Annotated in this window: 21 protein-coding genes and 1 pseudogene; 8 read left to right on the forward strand and 14 right to left on the reverse strand. The window is 43.1% G+C overall.

The window, feature by feature from the left end; all coding sequences use genetic code 11:
* The first annotated feature begins 19 nt into the window (after positions 1-19).
* From GYK50_RS03860 to GYK50_RS03885, 6 genes are all read left to right on the forward strand, one after another.
* A complete protein-coding gene (locus GYK50_RS03860; RefSeq protein WP_212564301.1) occupies positions 20-1,522 on the forward strand; it encodes a NarK family nitrate/nitrite MFS transporter in 1,503 nt (500 codons plus the stop codon).
* A 3-nt stretch (positions 1,523-1,525) separates the two neighbouring features.
* On the forward strand, positions 1,526-3,640 hold the full coding sequence (locus GYK50_RS03865) for a bifunctional protein-serine/threonine kinase/phosphatase (RefSeq protein ID WP_223333122.1): 2,115 nt from the start codon (positions 1,526-1,528) through the stop codon (positions 3,638-3,640).
* 76 nt (positions 3,641-3,716) lie between these two features.
* Positions 3,717-5,162, forward strand: a complete 1,446-nt coding sequence (locus GYK50_RS03870; RefSeq protein WP_212564302.1) for an NAD(P)/FAD-dependent oxidoreductase — start codon at positions 3,717-3,719, stop codon at positions 5,160-5,162.
* The gene (locus GYK50_RS03875; RefSeq protein WP_186474051.1) at positions 5,159-8,338 is read left to right on the forward strand and encodes a nitrate reductase; all 3,180 of its coding nucleotides are present in this window, start codon (positions 5,159-5,161) and stop codon (positions 8,336-8,338) included. Before GYK50_RS03870 ends, GYK50_RS03875 begins: the two co-directional genes overlap by 4 nt.
* Positions 8,339-8,475: 137 nt before the next feature.
* Positions 8,476-9,408, forward strand: coding sequence for a uroporphyrinogen-III C-methyltransferase (gene cobA / locus GYK50_RS03880; protein WP_186474053.1), 933 nt, complete (start codon positions 8,476-8,478; stop codon positions 9,406-9,408).
* Between the two features lie 559 nt (positions 9,409-9,967).
* On the forward strand, positions 9,968-10,150 hold the full coding sequence (locus GYK50_RS03885; protein WP_223333121.1) for a DUF4172 domain-containing protein: 183 nt from the start codon (positions 9,968-9,970) through the stop codon (positions 10,148-10,150).
* A gap of 117 nt (positions 10,151-10,267) precedes the next feature.
* Here GYK50_RS03885 and GYK50_RS03890 read toward each other — a convergent pair whose 3' ends face one another.
* From GYK50_RS03890 to rutA, 9 genes and pseudogenes are all read right to left on the reverse strand, one after another.
* The gene (locus tag GYK50_RS03890) at positions 10,268-10,864 is read right to left on the reverse strand and encodes a malonic semialdehyde reductase (RefSeq protein ID WP_093068603.1); all 597 of its coding nucleotides are present in this window, start codon (positions 10,862-10,864) and stop codon (positions 10,268-10,270) included.
* Between the two features lie 18 nt (positions 10,865-10,882).
* On the reverse strand, positions 10,883-11,659 hold the full coding sequence (gene rutD / locus GYK50_RS03895; RefSeq protein WP_093068606.1) for a pyrimidine utilization protein D: 777 nt from the start codon (positions 11,657-11,659) through the stop codon (positions 10,883-10,885).
* A gap of 117 nt (positions 11,660-11,776) precedes the next feature.
* Positions 11,777-12,424: pseudogene (gene ribB, locus GYK50_RS03900) on the reverse strand (3,4-dihydroxy-2-butanone-4-phosphate synthase); the annotation flags it as partial.
* Between the two features lie 109 nt (positions 12,425-12,533).
* Positions 12,534-14,033 (reverse strand): CoA-acylating methylmalonate-semialdehyde dehydrogenase, encoded by a 1,500-nt coding sequence (locus GYK50_RS03905; RefSeq protein ID WP_093068611.1) that lies wholly within the window; start codon positions 14,031-14,033, stop codon positions 12,534-12,536.
* Between the two features lie 40 nt (positions 14,034-14,073).
* A complete protein-coding gene (locus GYK50_RS03910; protein ID WP_093068614.1) occupies positions 14,074-15,432 on the reverse strand; it encodes a solute carrier family 23 protein in 1,359 nt (452 codons plus the stop codon).
* A gap of 33 nt (positions 15,433-15,465) precedes the next feature.
* On the reverse strand, positions 15,466-16,047 hold the full coding sequence (rutF, locus tag GYK50_RS03915; RefSeq protein ID WP_093068616.1) for an NADH-dependent FMN reductase RutF: 582 nt from the start codon (positions 16,045-16,047) through the stop codon (positions 15,466-15,468).
* A 131-nt stretch (positions 16,048-16,178) separates the two neighbouring features.
* Complete coding sequence (gene rutC / locus GYK50_RS03920) at positions 16,179-16,562, reverse strand: pyrimidine utilization protein C (protein ID WP_093068619.1); 384 nt, start codon at positions 16,560-16,562, stop codon at positions 16,179-16,181.
* 71 nt (positions 16,563-16,633) lie between these two features.
* On the reverse strand, positions 16,634-17,353 hold the full coding sequence (gene rutB / locus GYK50_RS03925; RefSeq protein WP_093068621.1) for a pyrimidine utilization protein B: 720 nt from the start codon (positions 17,351-17,353) through the stop codon (positions 16,634-16,636).
* 14 nt (positions 17,354-17,367) lie between these two features.
* Positions 17,368-18,471, reverse strand: a complete 1,104-nt coding sequence (gene rutA, locus GYK50_RS03930) for a pyrimidine utilization protein A (RefSeq protein ID WP_093068623.1) — start codon at positions 18,469-18,471, stop codon at positions 17,368-17,370.
* Positions 18,472-18,940: 469 nt separating this feature from the next.
* On the opposite strand from rutA, the gene GYK50_RS03935 reads away from it, so the two are divergent.
* Together GYK50_RS03935 and GYK50_RS03940 are read left to right on the forward strand one after the other, a co-directional pair.
* Positions 18,941-19,576 carry a TetR family transcriptional regulator C-terminal domain-containing protein gene (locus tag GYK50_RS03935; RefSeq protein ID WP_227674147.1) on the forward strand — a complete coding sequence of 212 codons (636 nt, stop codon included), beginning with the start codon at positions 18,941-18,943 and terminating at the stop codon, positions 19,574-19,576.
* A gap of 318 nt (positions 19,577-19,894) precedes the next feature.
* A complete protein-coding gene (locus GYK50_RS03940; protein WP_143007407.1) occupies positions 19,895-20,335 on the forward strand; it encodes a hypothetical protein in 441 nt (146 codons plus the stop codon).
* 43 nt (positions 20,336-20,378) lie between these two features.
* Here GYK50_RS03940 and GYK50_RS03945 read toward each other — a convergent pair whose 3' ends face one another.
* Genes GYK50_RS03945 through GYK50_RS03965 form a run of 5 tightly spaced genes read right to left on the reverse strand, consistent with a single transcriptional unit; the run spans position 20,379 to position 25,322 of the window.
* A complete protein-coding gene (locus tag GYK50_RS03945; protein ID WP_093068628.1) occupies positions 20,379-21,053 on the reverse strand; it encodes a glycosyltransferase family 2 protein in 675 nt (224 codons plus the stop codon).
* Positions 21,054-21,097: 44 nt separating this feature from the next.
* On the reverse strand, positions 21,098-21,823 hold the full coding sequence (locus tag GYK50_RS03950) for a class I SAM-dependent DNA methyltransferase (RefSeq protein ID WP_093068631.1): 726 nt from the start codon (positions 21,821-21,823) through the stop codon (positions 21,098-21,100).
* Positions 21,807-22,667, reverse strand: coding sequence for a PIG-L deacetylase family protein (locus GYK50_RS03955; RefSeq protein WP_093068633.1), 861 nt, complete (start codon positions 22,665-22,667; stop codon positions 21,807-21,809). The genes GYK50_RS03950 and GYK50_RS03955 overlap by 17 nt, the downstream gene beginning before the upstream one ends.
* Complete coding sequence (locus tag GYK50_RS03960) at positions 22,655-23,740, reverse strand: acyl-CoA dehydrogenase family protein (protein ID WP_201587513.1); 1,086 nt, start codon at positions 23,738-23,740, stop codon at positions 22,655-22,657. Before GYK50_RS03960 ends, GYK50_RS03955 begins: the two co-directional genes overlap by 13 nt.
* Before the next feature lie 19 nt (positions 23,741-23,759).
* Entirely contained in the window at positions 23,760-25,322 is a 1,563-nt protein-coding gene (locus tag GYK50_RS03965) for an alpha,alpha-trehalose-phosphate synthase (UDP-forming) (RefSeq protein WP_212564303.1), read from the reverse strand.
* Positions 25,323-25,341: the final 19 nt, after the last annotated feature.

The following is a 25,341-nucleotide window of genomic DNA, read 5'->3' on the forward strand; positions in this document are numbered from 1 at the left end:
CCATTTGAGGAAATCGTCTATGCCTTTATCGAAACCTGATGTGCCAAATAAAAACAACCTGAATATCTTTTCTTTTAGCGGTAAAAACAAAATTCTCCATCTTGGGTGGATGGCGTTTTTTTTCACCTTTTTTGTGTGGTTTAACCATGCACCATTCTTATCTGCGATTGGAGAGAGTTTGAACCTCACCAAAGACCAGGTAAAAACTTTATTGATATTAAATGTTGCCTTGACTATCCCAGCTCGGGTCATCATTGGCATGTTGACCGATCGCTTTGGTCCTCGGCTTGTTTACACTGCAATTTTAGCCATTGGGGCAATTCCCTGTTTCACCTTCGCTTTTGCACAAGACTACAATACGCTAGCCCTATCACGCTTTTTATTGGGTTTTGTTGGTGCAGGGTTTGTGGTTGGCATTCGTCTCATGAGTGACTGGTTCCCTGCCAATGAGCTGGGTACAGCTGAAGGTATCTATGGGGGCTGGGGAAATTTCGGCTCTGCCGCCGCGGCACTGCTACTACCGACAGTCGCTATTGCGGCCGCTGCCGTCTTTGGCGGTGAGGAAGGTTGGCGTTATGCAACGGCTACCTCAGGGATGGTTATGCTGCTCTATAGTGTGATTTTTTATAAGATGGTACGTGATACCCCTAAGGGCGCCACATATTTCAAACCTAAAAAATCGGGTGCCATGATGGTGACTTCATCAGGTGACTTCTGGCTCATGATGGTATTTAAACTGCCTATGTATTTGGCATTGGGCTTATTGGCGTGGAAATTATCACCAGCTGGTGTGAGTTTGCTGAGTCAGGCAAGTGTCAACATTGTCTATATTGCGTTGGTGGTGTTATATGTTTATGAATTTATCAGTAGTTATCGTTTTAATAAGGAAGTATTTACCACACCTGTGCCAAAAGCTCACCGATATGACTTTAAGCAAGTCGGTATTTTGAATATTTTATACTTTGCGACTTTTGGCTCAGAGTTGGCCGTGGTATCTATGTTGCCGCTTTTTTATCAAGAGACTTTTAACTTATCGATTGTCATGGCAGGTGTCTTGGCATCAAGCTACGCCTTTATGAATCTGATGTCGCGTCCTGGCGGTGGCTGGTTGAGTGATAAATTCGGTCGTAAAATCACTCTTTTGATTCTCACCGCAGGTTTGGCTGTTGGTTATCTGTTGATGGGTATCGTTGACTCTTCATGGCCGATCGCGCTTGCGCTGTTGATTACTATGTTCTGCTCTTTCTTTGTACAGGCGGGTGAGGGTGCGGTGTTTGCTGTGATTCCTTTGATTAAACGTAGTATGACCGGGCAGTTTGCAGGGATGACAGGCGCCTACGGTAACGTCGGGTCAGTGATCTATTTGACCGTACTGAGTCTGGTATCGTATCAGGTGTTTTTCTTTGTGATTGCTGCAACGGCTGTGGTTGGCTTCTTGGCGCTGTTTTTATTAAAAGAGCCTGAAGGCGTCATCATTGAAGAGATGCCAGATGGCAGCTTTGCTCAAATACAAGTGAGCTAAATTATGCATGAGAGCGTCAAACAAGCGCCTAAACAAACAAATCAAGTAAGCAGCCATGATGCGGACGTTGCATTGTGGCTGCCTGATTTTTTTACGATGGCAGGACGCAAAGCTGAGAACCAAGATAGCCTACTCATAACGACCTGCTTGCCTTATGGGTTCCCATCGTTATCATCCTTTTCATCATCGTCAGCGCATAGTGGCGATCATCCCTCTTTTACAGCGCCTTTATTGGTGCTAATGGCTGATGGGGTCAGTGCTTGCCAGTTTCCCAAACAAGCCAGTCAGTCAGTGATAAACACAGTGACACACTATATCACCTCAAAACTTGCAGAGATGGTACAGACAGATAGGGTGCAAGCAAATGAGGCATCAAGCGAATCGCAAAGAAACTCTGCAAGCAAAGCGCAAGAGCAATCGCCAAATCTACTACACCGCTTTGATGACGATCAAGTTGCCATCGTGATTAAGGAGGCGGTGCACCAAGCCAATGATGCGCTTTATTTCCCGCAAGCGTATGAGCGCCTGCCAGCTTTATTATCGACTTTATCAGGATTGCTATGCATAGGCGACCGTATTCATCTGTTTCATACGGGCGATTCTCGTATCTATCGTATCGGTATCGACAGTATGGTGCTATTGACCAAAGACCATCATATCCACCACGGACGGGATAAAGGAGCCCTGTCTGCTGCTATCGGTGCTGACACACGAGTGGAGCTGCAACAATCTGTGTTCACTTTGCACCAAAACGAGTGTTTGGCGCTCATGACCGATGGGGTTTATGAGTCAATTACGCCAGCAGAGCTACAGTTTGAGCTGTGTGCTGCGGTACAGGCCATGCACCAATCAGTGGCATGTCCCAATCAAATCATCGACCATCTTCAGATGAGCCAGCGTTTATGTGAGCACGCCTTTAGCGAGGGTAGCCACGATAATCTCAGTGTAATCATGCTCGGTATGAACGATGAAATCATAAAGAGTAAAACGCACCGAGAAACAGATAACGGCATTGCGCTTGATCAGGGTGTGGATAGCGACAGTAGTCACGCTCAGGATATCAATCACTATCGCTTACCAACGGGCTTGGCAGTAGGGGCACAGATTGATAGTTTTGTGGTCAAAAAAATCATCGCGCGTACGGCTCGCAGTGAGGTGTATTTAGTAGAGGATAACGATCAGCATGCATTTGTTTTGAAATCGCCAAGTCTCAATGTCATTGCTGATGGGCATTATCTACGTGAGTTTTTAAAGGAACGTAAAATCGGTTTGAGCCTGTCCAAGCACAAACGTATTGGTGAACCCGCTTACAATCAAGTGAACCCCAATAGCGTATCCTCCCATGACGCTCTTTTAACCAGTGATGTCTCTAAAAAACTGAATACTACTTTCAATGCGTCTAATGCGTCGGGGCTTTTGCGCTACTACCCAGTGCCTGCCAGTAGTACTTATTTATATCATTTAACGGAATATATCGAAGGGGAGAGCCTACGAGTTTTTATGGATCGTCAAGCCCCTTGTGATATTTGGCAAACTTACGATTTACTCACTAAGATCGGCATGGCAGTCCGTGTGATGCATCGGAATTATCTACTGCATCAAGATATCAAGCCTGAAAATATATTATTAACTCAATCAGGTGCGGTCAAGTTAATCGACTTTGGCTCTGCTAGCTCCTCCATACTAAAAGACAGTACGCGTCCTCCTAATGGCGATTTGCACTACGCTGCACCAGAATATTACACCGATGCCCCAAAAGGCGTGCATTCTGATTTGTTTTCCATTGCCGTGATTGGTTATGAGTTACTTACAGGTGAGCTACCATTTAGCTCGCAAGAGTTGATGAACCCATCCGCCTCACTGATCGTACCTGCCGAGCGCCTGCGTCAAAACCGAGTGCCCGCTACCAGCCAGCAAGCGTTGATGCGTGCACTACACTCTAGTACGCAGGCAAGGTATCAAGCGATTGGCGAGTTCTTACAAGACTTTAATCCCGATAATAGTAACAATACCAGAGACCCTGAACCGCTGATCATACGTCATCCCTTATTGGTTTGGCACAGCATTTGCTTTATTCAATTTGTCATTATCATATCGTTGCTGATTTATTTTTCATAAAACCTTGTTAAACGTAAATAGTACGACAAGCCATTTTACTCAACGCTGCGTGTTGCGGCTAAGGAATGATTTTCCTATGTCACTTGATTCACCAGAACCAAACCATACTGCTTTCTCTACCAATGCTTCTTCTTCTAGACGTCAGACTACTGCGGGCATCGTTATTATAGGCGCTGGGATGGCAGGCAGTCGTTTTGCCATTGAGCTGGCACGTGCCCAGCAGCAAAGCAGCCAAGAAAAAGGCGCAGCTCATTTACCCATCACGCTGATTAGCAAAGAACCGCAAGTGGGCTACAACCGTATCATGCTGTCACCCGTACTCTCAGGAGAGTCGGTTTTTGAAGAGACATATTTATACGAGCTAGCAGAGTATGAGCAATTGGGTATCACGGTATTAGCTGGCACGTCGGTAGATGCAATCGAAACCAATAAGCAGCGTGTCAAATTGAGTGATGGACAAACCCTGGATTATACCGAGCTGGTGCTTGCTACTGGCTCACAAGCTCGCGTCATCCCTTTTGCCAATCATGATGCTAAGGGGGTTCATGTATTTCGAGAGATTGCTGATGTGCAGGTATTGACGGAGTACGCGCGCCAAGCAAAAAAGGGTCTTGTCATTGGTGGCGGGGTGCTGGGTCTGGAAGCCGCTTGTGCTTTGGCGTCTCAAGGGGCAGATATGACAGTGGTTCATGTCGATAGTCATGTTCTCAACCGACAGCTTGATATGCCCGCCGCTCATCTGCTACAAGCAGAGCTCTTCAGTCGAAGTGTCAAGCTGGAGGTGTTAGCCAACACAGAATGTATTACGGTCAATGATCAACACGAGGTTAATGGTCTGTTGTTAAAGGATGGCCGCACACTGCCAGCAGACTTTATTGTCATGGCCGTTGGTGTCATCCCCAATACGACACTGGCCCAGCAAAGCGGTCTTGAGGTTAACCGAGGTATCCTCGTAGATAACTTTATGCATACAAGCTGTCCTCATGTCTATGCGATTGGTGAGTGTATAGAACTGGATGGTGAGCTGTTCGGTATGGTAGCCCCTGTCAACCAACAGGTGGATACTTTGGTTTCTGTCCTAAAAGCGCCACACATCTCAAGTAGTAGGAGACTTAGTAGTGACTCACGAATAACCGAATACAAAAACCACTGGCGTCCCTTTATCAGCAAGCCTTTATCTTTAAAATTAAAAGTATCTGGCATCGCCGCTTTTTCAGCAGGTCAGATTGCTTTTGATGATAGTGAAATGGCACAGATAGAGCGCGTGGTTTATCAGCAAACGAGCCTCGATCATTATCTTTGTCTCTACATTAAAGAAAGCAAACTGATTGGCACGGTACTATACGGTGATGTGAGTGAAAGCGGGTTTTATAGTCAGCTGATCACTGATGGCAGTGACATATCCTCGATAAAAGAAGACCTTATCTTTGGCGAAGCCTATTGCGATGTAGGGAAAATAGAAGCAGCTGAGCCCGAATCTGCCGTGCCAAGTGACGCACACCTAATAGGAGAGGCCTCATGAGCAGCACCATCTTAAATGACGATCAAGCCCTCAGTGTCGTACCGTCCTCTCGCATTACAACTTACACTGAGGATTTGATCAGTCCTATTCGTACCACTTGTCCTTACTGCGGCGTAGGCTGCGGCGTACTAGCAAACATCGATGAGGCAGGTGTAGTCAGCGTGACAGGTGATCCTGATCATCCAGCAAACTTCGGCAAACTCTGCTCAAAAGGCAGTGCATTGGCACAAACATTGGGCACTGAACGCAGGTTGACTCAGCCTTATTATCAAGACAAACAGCGAACAATAGCAAAAGGACAACCGACAGATACGCAGCCTGCCGCGTGGGAGGCAGTATTGGATGATATTGCCAGTCGTTTGAATAACACTATCGCGATACACGGGCGTGACAGCGTAATGTTTTATGTGTCAGGGCAGCTGCTTACTGAGGATTACTACGTTGCCAATAAGTTCATTAAAGGCTTTATTGGTAATAATAATATCGATTCCAATTCGCGTCTTTGTATGTCCTCAGCGGTTGCAGGGCATAAGCGTGCTTTTGGTGCAGACTTAGTGCCTAGTAATTATGAAGATTTAGAGTCTTGTGATTTATTGGTGCTGGTGGGCTCCAATATGGCGTGGTGTCATCCTATCTTATTCGGACGGTTTTTAGCCGCCAAAAAGCGTGATCCTAATAAAAAGCTGATCGTGATTGATCCGCGTCGTACTGATTCTTGTGAATTTGCCGATTTGCACGTGCCCGTTGCTGTTGGCACGGATACGCACTTATATAACGGACTGCTGCATTATCTTGAGCAAGAAGGCTGTGGTGATAAAGACTATCTTAAGCAGTGTCATGATGTTAAGCCCGCCTTAGAGGCCGCAAAAACATGGACGATTGATAAAGTGGCGACGGCATGTGGTATCAGTGCGGATCTGGTACAGGAGTTTTATGCGCTGGTCGCTGCAAATGATAAAACCGTCACGGCATTTAGCATGGGTGTCAACCAATCTGCAAGTGGTACCGACAAGGTCAATGCCATTATCAATACTCACTTGTATACTGGGCGAGTGGGCCGAGTAGGTGCAAGTCCGTTTTCACTCACCGGTCAGCCAAATGCGATGGGTGGGCGCGAAGTCGGTGCATTAGCTAACCTGCTTGCCGCGCATCTAGACCTAGACAACGAGCAGCATCGTCATTTGGTGGCTGATTTTTGGCAAGCGCCGCAACCGCTTGCCGCAGAAGTTGGGGTAAAAGCTTGCGATGCTGCTGATGCCATACTAGATGGCCGTATCAAAGCCATCTGGATTATGGCGACCAACCCTGTCGTCAGCTTGCCTGAGGCTGATAAGTTTCGCCGCGCATTGGCTACCTGTGATTTGGTGATTGTATCTGACTGCTCCGTCGACAGCGATACGGTTAAGTGTGCAGATATTGTTTTGCCTGCACAGGGTTGGGGGGAGAAATCAGGCACAGTGACCAATTCGGAGCGCCGCATCTCGCGCCAGCGGGCGTTAATGCCTGCACTCGGACAAGCAAAGCCTGACTGGTGGATACTATCGCAAGTCGCTAAACGCATGGGTTTGACAGGGTTTGATTATCAGCATCCTAGGGATATATTTAATGAGCATATCGCTCTGACAGCTTATAGAAATGATACCAGCCAAGATGTATCAGAAAACAATCAACCGCGCCATCTTAATTTAGCAAAAGATCTTTCGCCAATGGTAGTAGGGGCGATAGCATCGATAGAGGAAAGCCCAAACCATCTTAAGCAGCAAAATAAAAACGTATTCTCTTTCAGTCATGACGCATATGATGTCATGACACCGTTTCAGTGGGGCGGCGCACGTATTACACCTAGCAAAACGAAATTTATTGCCATTACGCCTCCCAGTCACGCCAGTATACCCAATAGGCATACGCAACGATTGAGCTTGAAAAGCGCTCATAGTAAAAAAAATAACGGCAGTCATACGTTTCATCAGAATAGCTCAGGAGCATTAGACCTACGGCTGATTACAGGTAGGCTTCGCGATCAATGGCATACGATGACGCGCACAGGACTTGCACCGCAGCTCAACCAACACGAGTCTGTACCAACACTCACCGTACATCCAAATGATGCCAAGCAGCTCGGTGTTGACCAAGGCGATTATGTACAGCTACGTCCCTGCTATGAGAAAAACTTATCAATAAATAGCCAGCCGCCGCGTACGGTCGCGAGCACCACTACAGACAGTCAGGTGCTCGCCCAAGTTGCCATCAGCGACAGTATGAGTGCAGGCGATGCCTTTATGCCGATGCATTGGAGCAACGCCTTTGCTCGTTTTGCTCGCGTAGGTACGCTGATCCCAACAGTCGTTGATCCACATTCAGGACAGCCTGAATTAAAAAATTCTGCAATCAGCGTGATGCCTGTACCGATGAAAACTTATGGCAAGATTTTGGTGCATCCTGATCTACAAGACACCATGATAGTGCATCTGCGTGAAACTTTATTGGATTTTGAGAAAGAGCCTGAGGATCAAGGAGTGCTGATACCTTCTTCTGATACAAATACAATTTCTGAAAGATCAAACTCATTACCCGCATTGACATGGAGTTTAAGTCGTCAAACCAATAGCGTCTTGATTACTTTAGCCAGTCCTGTAGACAAAGTCATCAGTAAACTGCTTGACCCTAAGTACTGGCAAAACTTTATCAATACCTATCAAGCATCTCTCACCGATAAATCGATCAATAGTGCCTTTACTTGCAGCAAGCAAGCAAAGCAGCTTCGCTTCGTCTCGACGCAGGTAGAGGCAAATACTAAAGTGATAGATCGGGCATCGATTAGTACGTCAAAGTCTGACATACCAAGCGATCAGCTACTGCTCAGCATTTGTTTTGCGCCGCAAGTGGCGCAGCTACCCAGTATGCATTGGCTTAACAATTGCTTTGCCAGTACTGATGCGATACCAGAGAATCAACGCTATAAGTGGTTGCTGGCAGGTCGTCCAGCGACAGGGTATGTTGATCCAGGTGCATTAGTATGTTCATGTATGGCTGTTGGAGAGAATATTATTATCGAAACAATTACCAAGCAGCAGTGTATGAGTGCCCACGCGGTTGGAAAGGCATGTCGAGCAGGGACTAACTGCGGTTCATGTGTGAGTCAAATTAATGCCTTGATCGATAGGTATGCGTCTTAAGTAGTGCTTGTTGCAAAGTTTGATCGTTAATATGGCATAGGGCTTGCAGCGTATTTTATATGCTCTTCTTTTCTTAGGTATGCCATTGTTAGGTGCAGAGTTGCGCGTTATTAACAGTGTTATTAGGAGTTATTACCATGACTGATTCATCTACCTTTATTGCCGCATTAACTTCACAAAATTTACCCAATATAAATTGTTATATTAGAGTGAGCGATGAGCCATCAGTTATAGAAAAAAATGTGAAAACGGGCACGGTACATTTGGTTGGTGCAGGTTCTGGCGATCCTGAGCTACTCACGTTAAAAGCATTACGAGTAATGCAAAAAGCAGAGGTCGTGCTCTATGATAGTTTAGTTTCAGAGGATATCTTAGATATGTGTGCGCTGACGGCAGAGAAGATATTTGTCGGTAAGCGCCGTGCCAATCACGCACTACCACAAGAAGGTATCAATGAGCTACTGGTCAAACACGCGCTAGCAGGCAAAACGGTCGTTAGGCTCAAAGGTGGCGACCCCTTTATATTTGGACGCGGCGGAGAGGAGCTGCAAGAAGTGGTGCGTCATGGTATTCATTTTGAATCTATTCCTGGTATCACTGCTGCTAGTGCGGCCGCAAGTAGAGCAGGTATTCCCTTGACACACCGTGATCATGCGCAAGCCGTCAAATTTGTGACCGCTTGCAAAAAGTTGGGCGCACCTAATAATGACTACGATGAACTCTTAGACAGTACGCAAACGGTTGTCTTTTATATGGGGTTGAATCGACTAGATGAGATGACTCAAGGGCTAATTGCCGCAGGGCGCGACAGTAATACACCTTTTGCTGTGATTAGTCATGCCAGTTTGCCAACGCAGCAGCTTCTTATCGGTACACTTGGCAGTATTGCCGAGCAGCAAGCTGAGGCAAAATTACCAACACCTGCGCTATTGATTATGGGTGATGTGGTTAATTTATATCATGAGTTTGCAAACTACAACCTTGGTGCGTTAGGCAAAAGTACCTTTATTGACGTTCAAAACGTTGTTAGCAGTCATGATTTAGTCAGTAATTTGGAGGTTGTCACGTAGGATAGAAGCATACTAGTGCTTAGCACTTTTATAGTATGTCAGCGCAAACACTTAAACAGGGTAATGACTACTACAAAATACTAAAACGCATGTAAAAAGTAGACGATGTAATAAAAAGAGTATGATGCAAGGTACGATGACTCTGGATACATTAAGAGTTAGTTCAGCAGACTGGTATAAGTGGTTCCATTATACCAGTCTATTTTAAGTAGTCTATTAACCTCTACCATGTCAAGGTAGGTCGACCAAAGTGCATATCCTGACAATATCTTACACACGTTGATATTGTTAGCCTGTAAATATTATTCAATTGAATAATCACAATGTAAATTATAATGCAATAAAATTTAACTCGTATTTGGGCACTGTATTTTTATAGTGTTTTTACCTCTACTCAAGCCCTTCTCAGAACAAAAAAACTATGTTTGTTCGTTGAGAATCTATTCTTATTACGTCAGCTATTGTCGTTTTTGAATTTCTACGTATTGTTCCTACTGCTTATTCTCTGCATAACATAAGGAGGTTACTGTTCTAATCTCTGCATATCTCTGGGGAACGTATGAAGCATACTACTTATATTCATGAGCACTCAAATTGGACTGAATGGCAATGGTCGGACAAGAAGCTATTGCCACTCGTCAGTCGTGTGCGGATATTACAAGGCCGTTTATTAGGAAAGCTACTAACACTAGGGTTCGATCTGAATGTTGAGGCGCAATTATTTGACGGCAGGGGTCAATAATTCTTATCATTTACTTGGTTATTAAGTGAAGGAGCCAAAAACAACCACCCCTCCACATAGCCTTAATTCAGTCCATTACTCCTAAAATAAAATGACACAGTAGATGAATACTTGTCCTTATAAGATCTGACAAGCCTCATCAAAGTCTAATCTTGGCAGACGGCTGTATAACTGGTCCTCTTGACCATAACCTATATTGATGAGCAGGTTTGAAGTCCAATTACTGTCTTTAAGAAAAATTTTATCTACCAGTTCATTATTAAATCCAGACATAGGGCCGGTGTCTAAACCCAAGGCTCTACAAGCCAAGATTAGATAAGCCGCTTGCATAGAACTGTTTCTAAACGCCGTTTCTTTTATCAGTTCAGGACTAGAGTTAAACCATGATCGGGCATCCGTATGTGGAAATAATTTAGGAAGCTCTTCATAAAACTCATTATCATAAGCGACAATAACGGTGATAGGTGCTGTCATTGTTTTTTCGATATTACCTGAAGATAGTGCTGGTTCTAAGCGCGCTTTAGCATCATCAGACTTCAGAAATACAAACCGTGCAGGTGAACAGTTAGCCGAGGTAGGCGCCATTTTGACCAGGTGATAGATCTCTTCAAGTAGTGCATCTGGTACGTCTTTTTTTTGCCAAGCATTAAAGGATCTGGCTTTACCAAACAGCTGATCGAGATCTGCTGAAGATAACGATAGGGAGTTAGTCATAACATTTCCTTATTGATATTAAATTTTGGATAAGAATTGAAGAATTTTGCTATTGGTTGGGCAGGTCTCTGTGATTGTGCTGGCATGGCCACCCGTCACCATTAACTCAAACTGTGCATTTTGCATATTATTGGCCAAAGCCAGACCGCGTTGCCAGGGCACCAACACATCATCAAGATTGCTTAAAACTAACGTTTTATTTTTGATATGTTTAGCGTTTATCAGGGGCTGATAAGACTGCAAGGCTTTTAATCTCGTTGAGACGTTTTCAATGGGAGTAAAATTAGCAATAGCTTTATCTTCTTTTTGCGTGAGTGCCTCTATGTTGTCTGAGATCCATATAGGCGGGTATAAAAATATCGCTTGAGCACGTACAAATGCCTCTACACCTGTATCTTGTAGTAAACTGGTTCGCATACGAAAACATTTAATAGTGTGAGGATCTAGGCTTTCCCAACCATTTAAGATGACCAGTTTATTTAACAACTCTGGCGCTTTATAAGCGATTTCCATACCGATAAATCCGCCAAGTGCGTGACCGACGAAATGACAGTTAGAAAGCCCTTCTTGTTTTAAGATTTCAATTAATTGATCCGCTAAATCTTGCATAGAATAGTCATCGGGTAAGAGATCACTATCAGGTGATACCCCCTCTTGTTCATAGCAAATCACATTGTAATGCTCGGTAAAACTCTCAATTTGAGGTGACCAAAAATCAGCATGCCCGCCTAAACCTGAACTAAATACGACCGTTTCTGACGTGTCGTTCTTACAAGGATATTTTTCAACTAACATAGGGTTTCATCCAATTTTAGTAAAATTCAAATTGCGGTAAAAATATCTAGTAGCTTATAAAATCAAGTTAAATTAAATCTACTAAATCAATTCAACAGTACGCTCATCGCTTTCATCATAGTCATATGCTACGGTTTCTTCGAAATTTTCGACAGTTTCTTGAGACTTAATATATTTAATTAACGCGTCTATGGTGCCGACCTTTAGGTTGTGAGTATCGGAGAATTTCATCAGATCATTTCTCCGAGCCATTTCACCATCTTGGTTGATGATTTCTACAATAACCGCAGCAGGCTCCAAGCCAGCCAGTCTCGTTAAATCGCAACCTGCCTCAGTGTGACCGGCGCGTTCTAAAACACCGCCTTCTTTAGCCACTAATGGAAAAATATGACCTGGGGTTACGACATCATCAAAAGTAACGTCTTGAGACACCGCAGTTCTAATAGTATGAGCTCTGTCTGCCGTTGATATTCCGGTACTTACGCCTTTTGCCGCATCAATGGAAACAGTGAAATTTGTACTATAAGGTGCTTGGTTGTCTTTGCACATGAGAGGTAGTTTTAATTTTTTGCAACGCTCGGAGGTCAAGGTCAAACAAACCAAGCCTTTGGCATGTGTAATCATAAAATTGATATCATCAGGCTTGGCTAAAGTGGCTGCCATAATCAGGTCACCTTCATTTTCCCGATCCTCATCATCCATGATTATGACCATCTTGCCAGCTTTAATATCTTCAATGATTTCTGGTATTGTATTGATATTCATAAAATCCACCATTTGTACTTGTATTTGCTTTTGTATGTTGTTATGTAGAGCCTATTGTCAATTAATCACATGCTCTACATAACCTCCTACTTTTGATACGGCTGCATAGCTACTTCATAGAAATAGTGGTATTTACGCCTTCACTAGCATCCTCATCAAACCAGCGTGATATCACCGTTTTCGTCTGCGTATAAAACTGTACCGCTTGCTTACCATAAGGACCTAAGTCACCGAGCTTACTCGCTCTAGACCCTGTAAACGAAAACATCGGTAGCGGTACTGGAATCGGTAGGTTGATACCTACTTGTCCGACATCGATATCTTGTTGGAACTTGTGTGCATGGGCGCCAGACTGGGTGAAAATTGCAGTGCCATTACCATTTGGATTGGTATTGATAATCTTAATGGCTTCCTCAAGCGTGTCGGCATACATAATGCATAATACAGGGCCAAAAATCTCTTCGGTATAGCAGCTCATATCAGTGGTTACATTGTCCAAAATAGTTGGTCCAACAAAGTTACCTTCTTCATAACCTTCTACCTGACAACCACGACCATCTAGTTTGATAGTTGCCCCTTCGTCTATCCCTGCTTGAATTAAGCGCTCGACACGGGCTTTGGCTTGCTTAGATATTAGCGGACCTAAGTCTTTATCATCCTTTCCAGCAGACACTACCAGCTGTGCTGATTTTTCTACAATCTCATCGACCCACTGTTTAGACTCTCCAACCAATACCACGACAGACAGTGCCATGCATCGCTGCCCTGCTGCACCAAATGCTGCGCCTGCTAACTGGTTTAAACTCTGCTCTTTATTAGCGTCAGGCATAATAACGGCATGGTTTTTTGCACCCATCATACATTGCACACGTTTGCCAGCCTGACCGGCTCGATCATATACGTGCTTACCCACTGCTGTTGAACCTACAAAAGATATCGCTTTTATATCAGGGTGATCGCACAGCGCATCCACTGTATCTTTACCACCATGAACCACATTTAACACCCCTTTTGGTATACCTGCCTCAAGCGCCAACTCGACCAATCTCATGGTAACGATTGGATTTTGTTCAGATGGCTTTAAGATGAACGTGTTGCCTGTGGCGATGGCCATTGGAAACATCCATAGCGGTATCATGGCAGGAAAGTTAAAGGGAGTAATACCTGCACAGACACCTATTGGCTGCTGAACGGTGTACATATCAACACTACTGGCGACGTTTTCAATGTAGCCACCTTGTTGCAAGTTACCGATACCTGATGCGTGCTCTACGACCTCAAGACCTCTAAATACATCACCTCTAGCATCTGCCAGTGTCTTACCTTGTTCTTCAGTCAGTAGCGCTGCCAACTCATCCATATTTTCACGTATCAGTTGTTGATACTTTAGAAAAACACGGGCCCGTTTGCTGATGGGTGTGACACGCCAACTCTGAAAGGCCTCAGTTGCCGTTTTGATCGCTTGCTCGATTTCCTCAGGTGTTGATTGTGGTACCTTGGCGATCACTTCTTGTGTGGCTGGATTAGTAATATCAATCCACTCTGTGGTATTTGATTCGGTAAATTCGCCATTGATTAATTGCTGTACGCTGCGTGGTTCTGTATTCATGACACGGTTCCTTAAGGTAATATCAAGTAGGGATTTAAATTTATGGACTAAGTTTTAAGAGCGGCTCTGATGTAGCGATTTCTCTCTCAGTGGTCACGCTCATCTCTTTTTGTTTGTTTTTAAAATTGAAAACGAGGTTCATAAGAATGGCTAAAAAAGTAGCAGTACCAATACCGCCTAAATCAAAGCCTGCAATGTTTAGTGAATAGTTGCCAGTACCTAGGATTACTGGAACAGCGGCTACTAACATATTGCCATTCTTACTGAAATCAATTTTTGCATTCATCCAGATACGCGCACCAGCGATCGTGATTAACCCGAAGACAACGATTGAGGCACCGGTCAAAAGAGGTACTGGGATGGTGCTGACCAAGGTGCCAAACTTAGGAGATAAGCCCAATAAGATTGCAAAGACACCTGCTATGACAAAGACGACTGTAGAGTAAATTTTGGTCGCGGCCATCACGCCGATGTTTTCTGCATAGGTCGTCATACCAGTACCGCCTACCGAGGCTGAAAGCGTGGTACAAAGGCCGTCAGCGAAGAATGCTCTACCCATATAAGGTGAGATGCTTTTGCCAGTCATGGCTTCTACTGCTTTAAAATGTCCAAGGTTCTCAGCGATCAAGATGATAAAAACAGGGGCAATGACTAATATGGCACTGGTCTCAAAGACAGGAGAATAAAGGGTTGGAATACCGAACCACGCGGCATTTGCAATTGGGCTAAAATCAATAGGCTTGCCCATGCCTAAGACATTCGTTAATAGGAAATAAATCAAATATGCAGCGACCAGTCCTATTAACAGTAACAAGCGTCTGACCATACCTTTAGTAAATACGGCGACTGAACAAATACATAATACGGTAACTAATGCCATCCACGAGTCAAAGCTATTGCCGATGACGCTTTGTATGGTGACCGGCGCTAAGTTCAACCCGATAATCATCACAATGGATCCAGTAACTACAGGTGGCATCAAATTCTCAATCCACTCTGTCCCTGTTTTCATCACTAGCAGACCCATCAATGCGTATAAAATCCCGCAGACGACGGTACCTCCCAGCGCAATACCAATATTTGGATTGATACCCGTGCCGCTATAGCCTGTTACTGCTGCGACCGCTCCGATAAATGCAAAGCTTGAGCCCAAATAACTGGGTACGTGACCGCCCGTGATAAGAAAGAAAAGTATCGTACCTATACCAGTAATAAGCATCGTTAAGCTAGGATCAAAGCCCATCAGCAAGGGAGCTAAGATTGTCGCACCGAACATGGCGAATGAGTGCTGTGCGCCTAATACCACACTCTTACCCATCGGCAAATACTCATTGATACCTACCGGTGTCGTTTCTAGGTTTCCAGTGTAGGGACGCCATTTAACAAACCATTTATCCATTTTAAATATCCTTAAAAAGTAGAGGGATGATACTTAGTTCGTGCACTTACTCAATTGATGGTAGCCTCGATTGAAATAGATGAGACTTTCACAATCAGGCTTGTGTTTGATATCCAATACCTCACAAATGAGAATATCGTGAGTTCCTACCGAGCTAATAAGCTTAATCTTGCAATCAAAAGAGATACTGGCATCCTCTAATACAGGCGATCCTGTTGACAGCGTAGACCAGCTGCCTTGCTCAAACCTTTCTTCTAATGCCTTTTTGCCGCCGAACACACCGCTTAAATCTTGGTGTTCAAGACCAAGTGTGTTGACGCATAGCACCATATTTTCTTTGAAAAATTTGTATACAGACGCGCTTCGGTTTAAACACACTAATAGGGTTGGCGGTTCGTCAGTGACACTGCACACCGCTGAGGCGGTAAACCCTGCCCGCCCTGCTGGACCTTCAGTGGTAATAATGTTCACGGCAGCAGCTAACTTACTCATCGCATCTCTAAAAGACTGCTGTATGTCGGTCAAGTTTCCTGCCGTAGAAGTGAATGATTCTTTAGACTTATGTTTCATTAATGAGGATTGCGTTGCTTGGCTTTCTTTAATTACTGTATTCATCTGTCATTTCCTTTTAAACAATATTCCGCCACATGTGTAGTCAACTAAAACGCCTTACTACAGTCCAATGCTAGGGGGTTCAATGTCAGGTAACTTTAAATTCACTAACTGCAGTTTTTAAATAGGCTGTCTTATCCAACGTGTGCTATGGACGCGATTTCAACTAAAGCGTCTGGTTTTACCAATCCACATTGGATACAAAATCTTGCTGGTTTTTCATTGGGGAAAAACTCTGCATAGACTTGATTGACCGCGTCATAATCTGCCCAATCTTTGACAAATATTGAATTAAACGTCACATCATCCATATCGCCACCAGCGGTTTGAATAACGTTTTGAATCGTTGTTAATACATGGCGAGTTTGCGCGGCGGCATCACCCACATGTACGACATTGTTGTTTTCATCAAAGGGCAAAGTGCCTGATACATAAACGATGTTATCGGCCTTAGTTGCTGGGACATAGGGTGCCAATGGCTTGCTGGTACCTTCAGGTATAATCACTTGTTTAGACATATCTACATTCCTATTTGATTTAAGTACGAAGCGCTTGGTTTAGGCTCCTAAAAAGCCAGATATCGAAAAGATTAAGTATCTAAAAAACACTGCTGCATGCTGGCAACATCAGACACCCAACCAAAAAAGGTTTTTACGTTATAGAGTGTGGCCTCATGAGCTTCTACTGGTCCTGCTTGATAACACGCGTCATCTAACAAAACTCCAAAATACTCAAGGAAGAACCCATCTCGAAGCGTCGTTTCAACACAGACGTTGGTCGCGATACCAGTGAACAGTAGATTGCGTATGCCTCGTGACCGCAATACGCTATCGAAGTTGGTATTCGCAAAGCCGCTATATCGAGGTTTGTCTATAACGATGTCTTGCGGCGCAGGGGTAAGCTCGTCGACCAACTCATAATCCCAGCCCCCTTTTGCTAATAAAGTTCCCTCAAGTTCAGGGTTTTTACGCATGGTTTTTAGGGCATTTGATTTGTGATAATTAGGCGATCCGCTACCACCAGCCTCTACATATTTGTTGTCCCAGCCATTTCTGAAATAGATGACTTGTATGCCAGATTGATGTGCAATATCTACGGCTTGCTTGATTTTATCAATAACAGGTTTGGTTGACGTCACATCAAACCCAGCCAAATCCAGATAACCACCTTGACTGGCATACGCGTTTTGCATATCCACGACGATCAATGCGGTTTGCGATGGATCTAATTTGATAGGTTCAGGCAACGACTCTAAAACGGGAGAGGATTGTTTGGTAAAGTCTGCACAAATAGTATTAACCGAATTCATATCTGCTCCTTTTATTAGGCTTCGCTCATGGCTTGGCTGGCCACTGGGGTATCAACATTGATACGGCTTTTCATCAAAGGTTGAATTTTGCTGCCAAAATCTTCTACGCCTTGCACGAAATCATCAAAGGTCAATAAGACGCCATCCGTACCTTGTACTTCAGCGATTTCGTCTAACATGCTGGCAACATTTTCAAAGGAACCGACCAGCGTACCCATATTGATATTGACTGGTGAAACGCTTGAGGCCATATGACGAATATTGGTATCTTTGCCTGAGGTTTTGTCCTTACCACCTTGCGACTGCAACCAATCAATGGCTTCAAAGTCCGCACCATCATTGTATGATTGCCATTTTTCCTGCGCTTTTTCATCAGTCTCATCTGCAATGACCATAAAGAGGACATAAGTGGGAACATTGCGGCCTGTCTGATCTGTATGTACTTTTAAGCGGTCATTAATACCAGCGTAGGCAGTTGGCGTGTTTAGCCCTTTACCAAAGACAAAGTTATAGTCAGCGTATTTTGCAGAGAACGCCAAACCTGTATCTGATTGACCCGCACAAATAATCTTCATATCCGCTTGTGGAATAGGCTTCACCTGACAATCATTCATCTGAAAGAACTCACCCTTCAAATCAGATTGGCCTGTCGCCCAAAGGTCTCTTAGGATTTGGACATATTCAGATAAATACTCATAGCGCTTACCAAAATAATCGTCGCCTGGCCACATGCCCATCTGTCCGTATTCTGCTTCTTGCCAGCCAGTCACGACATTCAATCCAAAGCGTCCGTTCGAGATACTATCAAGCGTCGATGCCATTCTGGCTACGATTGCGGGCGGCATCACTAACGTTGCTGACGTGGCATATATTTTTATTTTGGACGTGACTGCTGCGAGTCCTGCCATTAAAGTAAAGCTCTCAAGGTTATAATCCCAGAACTCAGTCTCACCGCCGAAACCGCGCAGCTTAATCATTGAGAGCGCAAAATCAAAACCGTAATGCTCGGCACGTTGCACAATTTGCTTATTAAGCTCAAATGTTGGCTTGTACTGCGGCGCGTTTTTTGAGATTAACCAGCCATTGTTACCAATCGGACAAAAAATTCCTATTTCCATGAGGTCACCTATAGATTTCGAGAAAAAAGAAGAAAAATATAAAAGAGATGAAAATTCTTTTATGTTTTTATTAAAGCAAAACTCATGCCATGTAATTTTATTTATATTTATCAATAACTTATATTTTTTTTACCCTAAATTTTTTAGACCATATGGTTTAAAAAAATGTATAAAAATAGTGCGGACTGTTATAAAACGGTGCGGTTTGTTATAAAATAGTGCAGAAACACTTGAGTAAGGAATTTTGATGGTAATCTGAACAGAGTGAGTGAAATCAGTGGTAAAAAGGACGCTGGTGAGGATTGTCGCTACGATTAGTAATCCATAGACAATAAGGTGTTGATCGCTGCTGAGCGATCAATATTGGTCAATAAATGGCGCTTGTAATTAATTATCTTGACCATTTTTAAATTGAATCAATGATCATCTAAAATTAGGTTTACACGACTTTATAATGAAGGACATGACAGTGAAAGACAGCGTGCTAAGAGAAGAGGCAGAAACGAGTTCAAAAGTACTAAAGAAAAAAGCACATATCATCAAAGCTGCATTGATCGTCTTTTCACAAGAAGGACTAAATGGGGCACGAATGGAGAGGATTGCGGAAGAGGCTGATATTTCTAAATCAAATATATTTTATTACTTCGACAGTAAAGAGGTTCTGTATATTGCTGCTTTGGAAGCGGTGCTGAGTGAATGGTTGTCCCCTTTGAGCAATATTAACGTCAACCAAGATCCAAGAAATGCGCTCAAAACTTATATCGAAGAAAAATATAAGATTTCAAAGAAATCACCTGCAGCATCGAGACTATATGCATTAGAGATTATGCAAGGAGCGCCTCACTTAATGGGGGTGCTGAAGGGGCCTTTAAGATATTTGGTGCGAGAAAAGGTGGCAGTGATTGACGGGTGGATTGCGGACAATAAGATTAAGTCCGTTTCTGCGATCCATTTAATTTTCCATATTTGGGCAGTCACTCAGCACTACTCTGACTTTTCTACGCAAACTGAAGCTATTTGTAATCATAGTTTAAGAAATAAGAAATTCGCTAATGATGCGTTAAACACTAGCATTCAACTTCTTGTAGATAGTTTGATTATATAATTTGATATTGGTGTCGATATCTTGCATTTCTATACCGCCTTTGCTGACATAGTTATTGAATCCCGTTTGTAACGTATAGTCAATCTTGGTAATTGCTCCGCCTATGAGTGTGGTTTTGCCACCATTGACGGAGAGGCTAGAGCCTGCGTCTTTTAGATCAAGATCAGCATTAAAGCCCAGGATCTTCTGCTTGCTATCGTAGGTAGCGATGTCTTATTTTGAGATACGAAAAAAGCTACGATACATAACGCATCGTAGCTTTTGATTACTATTCAGAACTTTAGATCCTCACTTTAAAAAATTTGGGACTGGTCTATTATGTTGATAAGCGCACTCGATTCAAACATAAAAAACTTGTGTGTTTTTTTACTTTTAGGTGTTTGCATCTTAATGTTGTTAGCGCCATTATTTTCATGGAAATACCAACCTTCTAAGTCACTGACTAAAAGATTATTAATAGCACTCTTTCTTATTCCATTTTTTTTATATTTTTTATTTGATATGTTTCATACAAATGATATTCAAAAAAATAATATTTTGCTCTTAAACTTTGACAAGTCTACGGAGAGTATCTTGCTTAGCGATAGTGACAATACAGAAATATCGAATGAGTATGCATTTGCCTCTGATCTCATTCATGTCGAGAATAATGACAAGGGAAAGACAATAGAAAAGAGAAGCAACAGTAGTACTTATAAGGTGTTACCTGTTATAGAGAGGGTAGATAAACCTAGTGAAACCGAAAGAGATATTTTTTAATTTCAGTTTTTAGTAGCTCTGAATCATAATAGGTTTAATATGACTATGACCAGCTGACTTTTTCAAGGTTTGCTAAAAATGCACCAAAACCCTCTTTTGCTCGAGCTTGCAATCGACTACTGGTCAATACACGGACGCGATTGCTCCAAGTAATCGTATAGCGCCGTGCTCTAAATCTATTGACCAGGTCCACATCTTCATGACAAGTCAAAGGCGCAAAGCCACCAGTGGCTAAATAAGCGTCACTGCTGAAACTCAGATTTGCCCCATGAATATGTCGGTGCCCCATCTTGTCTTGATAATGCGTAATATAAGCTTGTTGTGTTTGTGATGACAAATGCCCCCAGTTATTGATAGACACCACGCCGCAAATCATATCGGCCCTCTGCTGGTCAAGATGTTCCATTTGCTGCACTAACCAATCCATAGGCACTGTTGAGTCAGCATCGGTACAGGCAAGCCATGTTGCCCCATGAGCAATTGCATGACGAATGCCAAGATCTCTCACTTGTCCCACGCACTGATAATAACAGCATAAGTAATCAAACCCTGTCGCTTGGACAATTTTCAATGTGTCATCAGTACAGCTATCTAGTACTACCAGTACAGAAGCAGTGAAAGTTGAAGGTAACTGCTCGATTGCAATCTGTATAGACGCCAGGCACTGGGCGATAGTCTCTGCTTCATCATGAGCAGGAATCACAATACTAATTTTCATAATATCTACCAATCCCGATATAATTTAAGATTATTTTTGGTTTTCTATATTAAGTTTTCTTGCATAGCAACTGACGTGGAAGAACGTTGCCAAATATCTAGTAAAAAATCGCTATCTATCATTTGGCTCTGGTGGTTAAATGAGTGCTGATTTTTGTTGTTGTTAGTAAATACCTGATGTAAACGCTGATGTACGCTTTCACCTGTCATTGCAAAACCATCAATAGCATAGCGCCAGTGGCAGCACAGCAGAGTACCATTTAGGGCAAGATTGTGTAGTGCCCAGTTGATGACCACATCAATATCACTGGATGACAAATAGTATAAAATCTCACTAATAACGATTAAATCAAAGGGTGGTTGATTGATCGAAGTATTTTCTGATAGAGGTTTCCTCTGTTCCAATAACTCTTTTAAAGAAAATAGTTTATCGGGAACAATACCTTGTATGACTCTAGCATGAGGTAGTGCTGCTAAACGCTCTTTAGCAAGTTTCACTGCTTGATGGTTGCCATCGATACTGATTAAATCCTGACAACGATGAGCCAATAACTCACTTAGTACGCCATTACCGCAGCCCAATTCAATCGCACGTTCATAGTGTGGTTGGGGTAGTAGCGCCAAGCAAGTATTACGTTTTCGCTCTTCATACCAACGAGTTTGATATTGCCATGGGTCGGTATTGTCATTATATAATTCGTCAAAATATGAATCCGAATAGGCGCTGTACTGACTAGAATTAGCCAAGCTTTCTTTAGAGGTATGGTTCATATATATAAACTTCCCAAGGTTGGCTGATTCGAGTAATCGTTTGCTTAGTTAGAATGGGCGAGTTGCCTGTACTTACATCTTCAGTAGTTTGGCTTTTGAAGCAATGGATAGCATCGATTTTTTTCTGTAAATGTTCAGGCGTTAAATCCATTCTCACGGCATATTGCCAAGGGATACGACTGTCATCAGGCGTTGCCCAATGCCATGCCCATATCAGTACTTGATAGCAGGGCAGGCGATTTTGTTTGGCAAATGAGGTGACCACGCGCCCTGTGGCTTCGTGGTCAGGATGCCCGTCTCGTGCGAAGGTGGTGACTAAAATATCGTTAGGCTGGAGGATAGTCACTAATTTCTGACGAAAGAGAGCTTGTTGCGCGAATACATCCCCATCTGTTAAATCTAAAGCAAGTGTCGTAACCTGATGGCTCACATCCAACGTTTTTAGAGCTTCAACACTTTCTTTTGGACGGAGGGTGTTAAGCTGTTCTGGAGAATAAATCTTCGAGTCGGGATGACTTTGGGTACCATTAGTTACGTGGATGAGAACTATGGGATTGCCGTTATCTGCTAGTTGCTGCAATAATCCACCACAGCCTAATATCTCATCATCAGGATGCGGTGCAAAGATACAGACGCGTTGATGGGAGTTAAAGCTTGTCTGAATATTTAATTGAGGCAGTTTTCGTAATCCCATCCAGTTTTGCCATGTGTCTGGACTAGTACCAGATCCTTCAATAATACGGTCTCCTACGATTGGATGAGGATATCGAAGCAGGGTAGTAGACTTAACGTTATTATCTTTAAAGATAAGCTGTATGTTCTTATCTAATTCTATAGCTGCCATACGTTTGCCTGTCCATGAGTTGAATTGCTGTGTAAAAGGTTGGTCAACTCACCAATTTTTTGTAAGTCGAAAGCACCATGACTTTGTCGAATAAACACGGGAAGATCTGCTGATAGTCTTGCAAAATGAGCATTACGGCAAAATGGTGCGGCTCCCAATGCTTGACCCACTATCTCTACTGTATGGCGAGCGACTTTTTCAATTTGGGCTCTCAATTGACGTATAGCAAGCTCATGGCAAAGTGACGGTTCTGTGTCTATCAGATCGGCGGCGTAATAGAGATATTGTTGAGTAATTGCCAATGCAGTACCAATTTCACCTAAATACATGGCCTTGTAGTCATTCGGTTTTTGCTGATAAGCAGTGGTCAAATAGCTTGCTAGGCAAGCTGATGCGCCATACCAACACGCAGCAACCCCTGCAGCCCCGTGCCAAAACCCCGCACGATCTAGATAGGCATTCTCTTTTCCAACCAAACTCGCTGATACGCCACAAAATTTCACAGTAGCTGTATCTGTGGCTTGCATTCCTACTGCCTGCCATTCACTATTGTTAATTTCAATACCTGCCTGATGCATGTCTATAATCATTAGTTGTGATTGATTATTGCTATTGCGATAATTAACAAGGGCGTAATCTACCATGCCAGCTCCTGAACACCATGCTTTGTGACCAATGGCCTTTCCTTGCTCATAACGTAGAGGGTCGGGATGGCCTTCTGCTGCCCAAACGGCCCATAAACCTTTGGCTACCTTGCCATACCCAATTTCATTCAAAATACTTAAAGCGTCTAAATGCGATTCAAACCATTTGACAATCGTTAGATCAATACTTGCAACATACGCCAAAACTTGCCAGCGTATTAAAGTATTTGAAAGCCCGCTATGCTCAGCCATACCGCTTGCGGGATGAGGGATATCTTTGCTATAAGACACTAATATATCTAAAATTTTATGGCGTAATGCAGCGGTAAGATTAAGCGTACTCATTGCTTGGGTGTCAGTAGCTATTATTTTATCGACAGCGACTTTAATATCTTTTAATAAATCGTTTTTTATATTTGTCGATCGCATCAGAGTCTCCTAGTTATACTTATGAGTCAGACATTTGAACATTGGCGGGCTCCATGCTACTTATTTGACTGCTGCTTTCATTGTATAAATCATCCAAAAAACTCTGCTGCCAAATCTGCAAATTGTCTTTCTGTAGTCCTTGCAATAATGACCGATAACGAGACTGACGCTCTTCCAACGGCATCTTGAGGGCCGTTTTTAAGCCCTCTATCATGCTTTGCGGCTGATGGGAATCTATGATGACGGCAGCCTGCATTTGTTCAGCGGCTCCAGCATAACGGGACAGTAATAAAACACCAGGATTATCAGGATTTTGGGCAGCGATATACTCTTTGGCCACCAGGTTCATACCGTCTTTAAGCGAGTTCACCCAACCGACGTTACTTTGCCAAAACATCGTCATCAATTTCTCATGGCTCAATGCGGTTTCGCTATAGTTAATGGCTTGCCAATTGCTATTCTCAGACAGATATTGCTGATTGATGTCATAGACCTCTTTTTTGACATCATCGTAAAGACTTTGATACGTCGGCAAATCTAAACGACTAGGGCAGGCGACTTGTAATAACTGCAGGTGATTTTGATACGATGGATTTTGCGCTAAAAAATCACGATATGCTGCAAAGCGTTTTAACAGCCCTTTTGAATAATCAATCCTATCAACTGCAATAATCTGTTGAAAAGTAAGGTTTTTACTTTTATAAAGTGGGGTGGAGTGCAAGGGGATAGCGGAAGATAAGTGTTTAACCTGCTGCTGAATTTGTGTCACATTGACGCCTATTGGATAAGCATCAACCATTAAAGCGTGCTGAGGTTTTAGCGCTAAATCGAGCGTCATTTTTGCTCTAGTATAGGTATAGGGCTGAGCAAAATTTCGCTTCATGTCTAACACATTTATCGGTGCGCTTGCTACAAGCTGGTCGTGTATAAAATAGTCTTTTAAGTAATACTGCAAGACATTCAAGCAATGAGTCCTGTTTTGCTGAGTCTGCGTACCCAACAAATCATAATGGGCCAAGTGATGAATGACCTCAGAACTTTGTGAAAGCGATTGCCAAAAACGTAATGAAGCAAATGGAATATGTAAGAAAAATCCGATACGATTGGCGATACCTAGCTGTCTACAATGATATGCCACGCTTAAAAAGTGATAATCATGTACCCAAATCACATCGTCAGGCTCAATGATTTTCTTTAATTGTTTGGCAAAAAGCCGATTTACGTCTTGATAGCCTGCGTAATCTTGGGATTTTTGACTGATTAAGTCGATTCGTTCGTGCAATAGTGGCCATAAGACATTGTTAGCGAAACCACAGTAAAATTGATTATATTGCTCAGTGGTAAGAGCTGTGGTCATATAAGTAATACAAGTGCCTTCACTCGTCAAACTGGCTGGCTGGCTAGTAAATAAGTCAGTAGAACCACTAGCATTATTACGGCTCTCTACGACTTTACCGTTCCAACCCATCCAAACCACTGAGTTCCCTATCAATACGTTTTGTAGAGCTACTGCCAGTCCGCCAGCCATCGGTTTGTTGTCGAGCACCTTAACCCGATTTGATAAGGCAATTAAACGACTCATAAAATTGACCTCAACTTTT

This window comes from Psychrobacter pacificensis (assembly GCF_018336615.1).
Classification (GTDB): Bacteria; Pseudomonadota; Gammaproteobacteria; order Pseudomonadales; family Moraxellaceae; genus Psychrobacter; species Psychrobacter pacificensis.

Bases quoted from the DNA above. Each gene is read 5' to 3' on its own strand.
- GYK50_RS03860 (WP_212564301.1), top strand. From the start codon at position 20: ATGCCTTTATCGAAACCTGATGTGCCAAATAAAAACAACCTGAATATC.
- GYK50_RS03865 (WP_223333122.1), top strand. From the start codon at position 1,526: ATGCATGAGAGCGTCAAACAAGCGCCTAAACAAACAAATCAAGTAAGC.
- GYK50_RS03870 (WP_212564302.1), top strand. From the start codon at position 3,717: ATGTCACTTGATTCACCAGAACCAAACCATACTGCTTTCTCTACCAAT.
- GYK50_RS03875 (WP_186474051.1), top strand. From the start codon at position 5,159: ATGAGCAGCACCATCTTAAATGACGATCAAGCCCTCAGTGTCGTACCG.
- cobA (WP_186474053.1), top strand. From the start codon at position 8,476: ATGACTGATTCATCTACCTTTATTGCCGCATTAACTTCACAAAATTTA.
- GYK50_RS03885 (WP_223333121.1), top strand. From the start codon at position 9,968: ATGAAGCATACTACTTATATTCATGAGCACTCAAATTGGACTGAATGG.
- GYK50_RS03890 (WP_093068603.1), bottom strand. From the start codon at position 10,864: ATGACTAACTCCCTATCGTTATCTTCAGCAGATCTCGATCAGCTGTTT.
- rutD (WP_093068606.1), bottom strand. From the start codon at position 11,659: ATGTTAGTTGAAAAATATCCTTGTAAGAACGACACGTCAGAAACGGTC.
- GYK50_RS03905 (WP_093068611.1), bottom strand. From the start codon at position 14,033: ATGAATACAGAACCACGCAGCGTACAGCAATTAATCAATGGCGAATTT.
- GYK50_RS03910 (WP_093068614.1), bottom strand. From the start codon at position 15,432: ATGGATAAATGGTTTGTTAAATGGCGTCCCTACACTGGAAACCTAGAA.
- rutF (WP_093068616.1), bottom strand. From the start codon at position 16,047: ATGAATACAGTAATTAAAGAAAGCCAAGCAACGCAATCCTCATTAATG.
- rutC (WP_093068619.1), bottom strand. From the start codon at position 16,562: ATGTCTAAACAAGTGATTATACCTGAAGGTACCAGCAAGCCATTGGCA.
- rutB (WP_093068621.1), bottom strand. From the start codon at position 17,353: ATGAATTCGGTTAATACTATTTGTGCAGACTTTACCAAACAATCCTCT.
- rutA (WP_093068623.1), bottom strand. From the start codon at position 18,471: ATGGAAATAGGAATTTTTTGTCCGATTGGTAACAATGGCTGGTTAATC.
- GYK50_RS03940 (WP_143007407.1), top strand. From the start codon at position 19,895: ATGTTGATAAGCGCACTCGATTCAAACATAAAAAACTTGTGTGTTTTT.
- GYK50_RS03945 (WP_093068628.1), bottom strand. From the start codon at position 21,053: ATGAAAATTAGTATTGTGATTCCTGCTCATGATGAAGCAGAGACTATC.
- GYK50_RS03950 (WP_093068631.1), bottom strand. From the start codon at position 21,823: ATGAACCATACCTCTAAAGAAAGCTTGGCTAATTCTAGTCAGTACAGC.
- GYK50_RS03955 (WP_093068633.1), bottom strand. From the start codon at position 22,667: ATGGCAGCTATAGAATTAGATAAGAACATACAGCTTATCTTTAAAGAT.
- GYK50_RS03960 (WP_201587513.1), bottom strand. From the start codon at position 23,740: ATGCGATCGACAAATATAAAAAACGATTTATTAAAAGATATTAAAGTC.
- GYK50_RS03965 (WP_212564303.1), bottom strand. From the start codon at position 25,322: ATGAGTCGTTTAATTGCCTTATCAAATCGGGTTAAGGTGCTCGACAAC.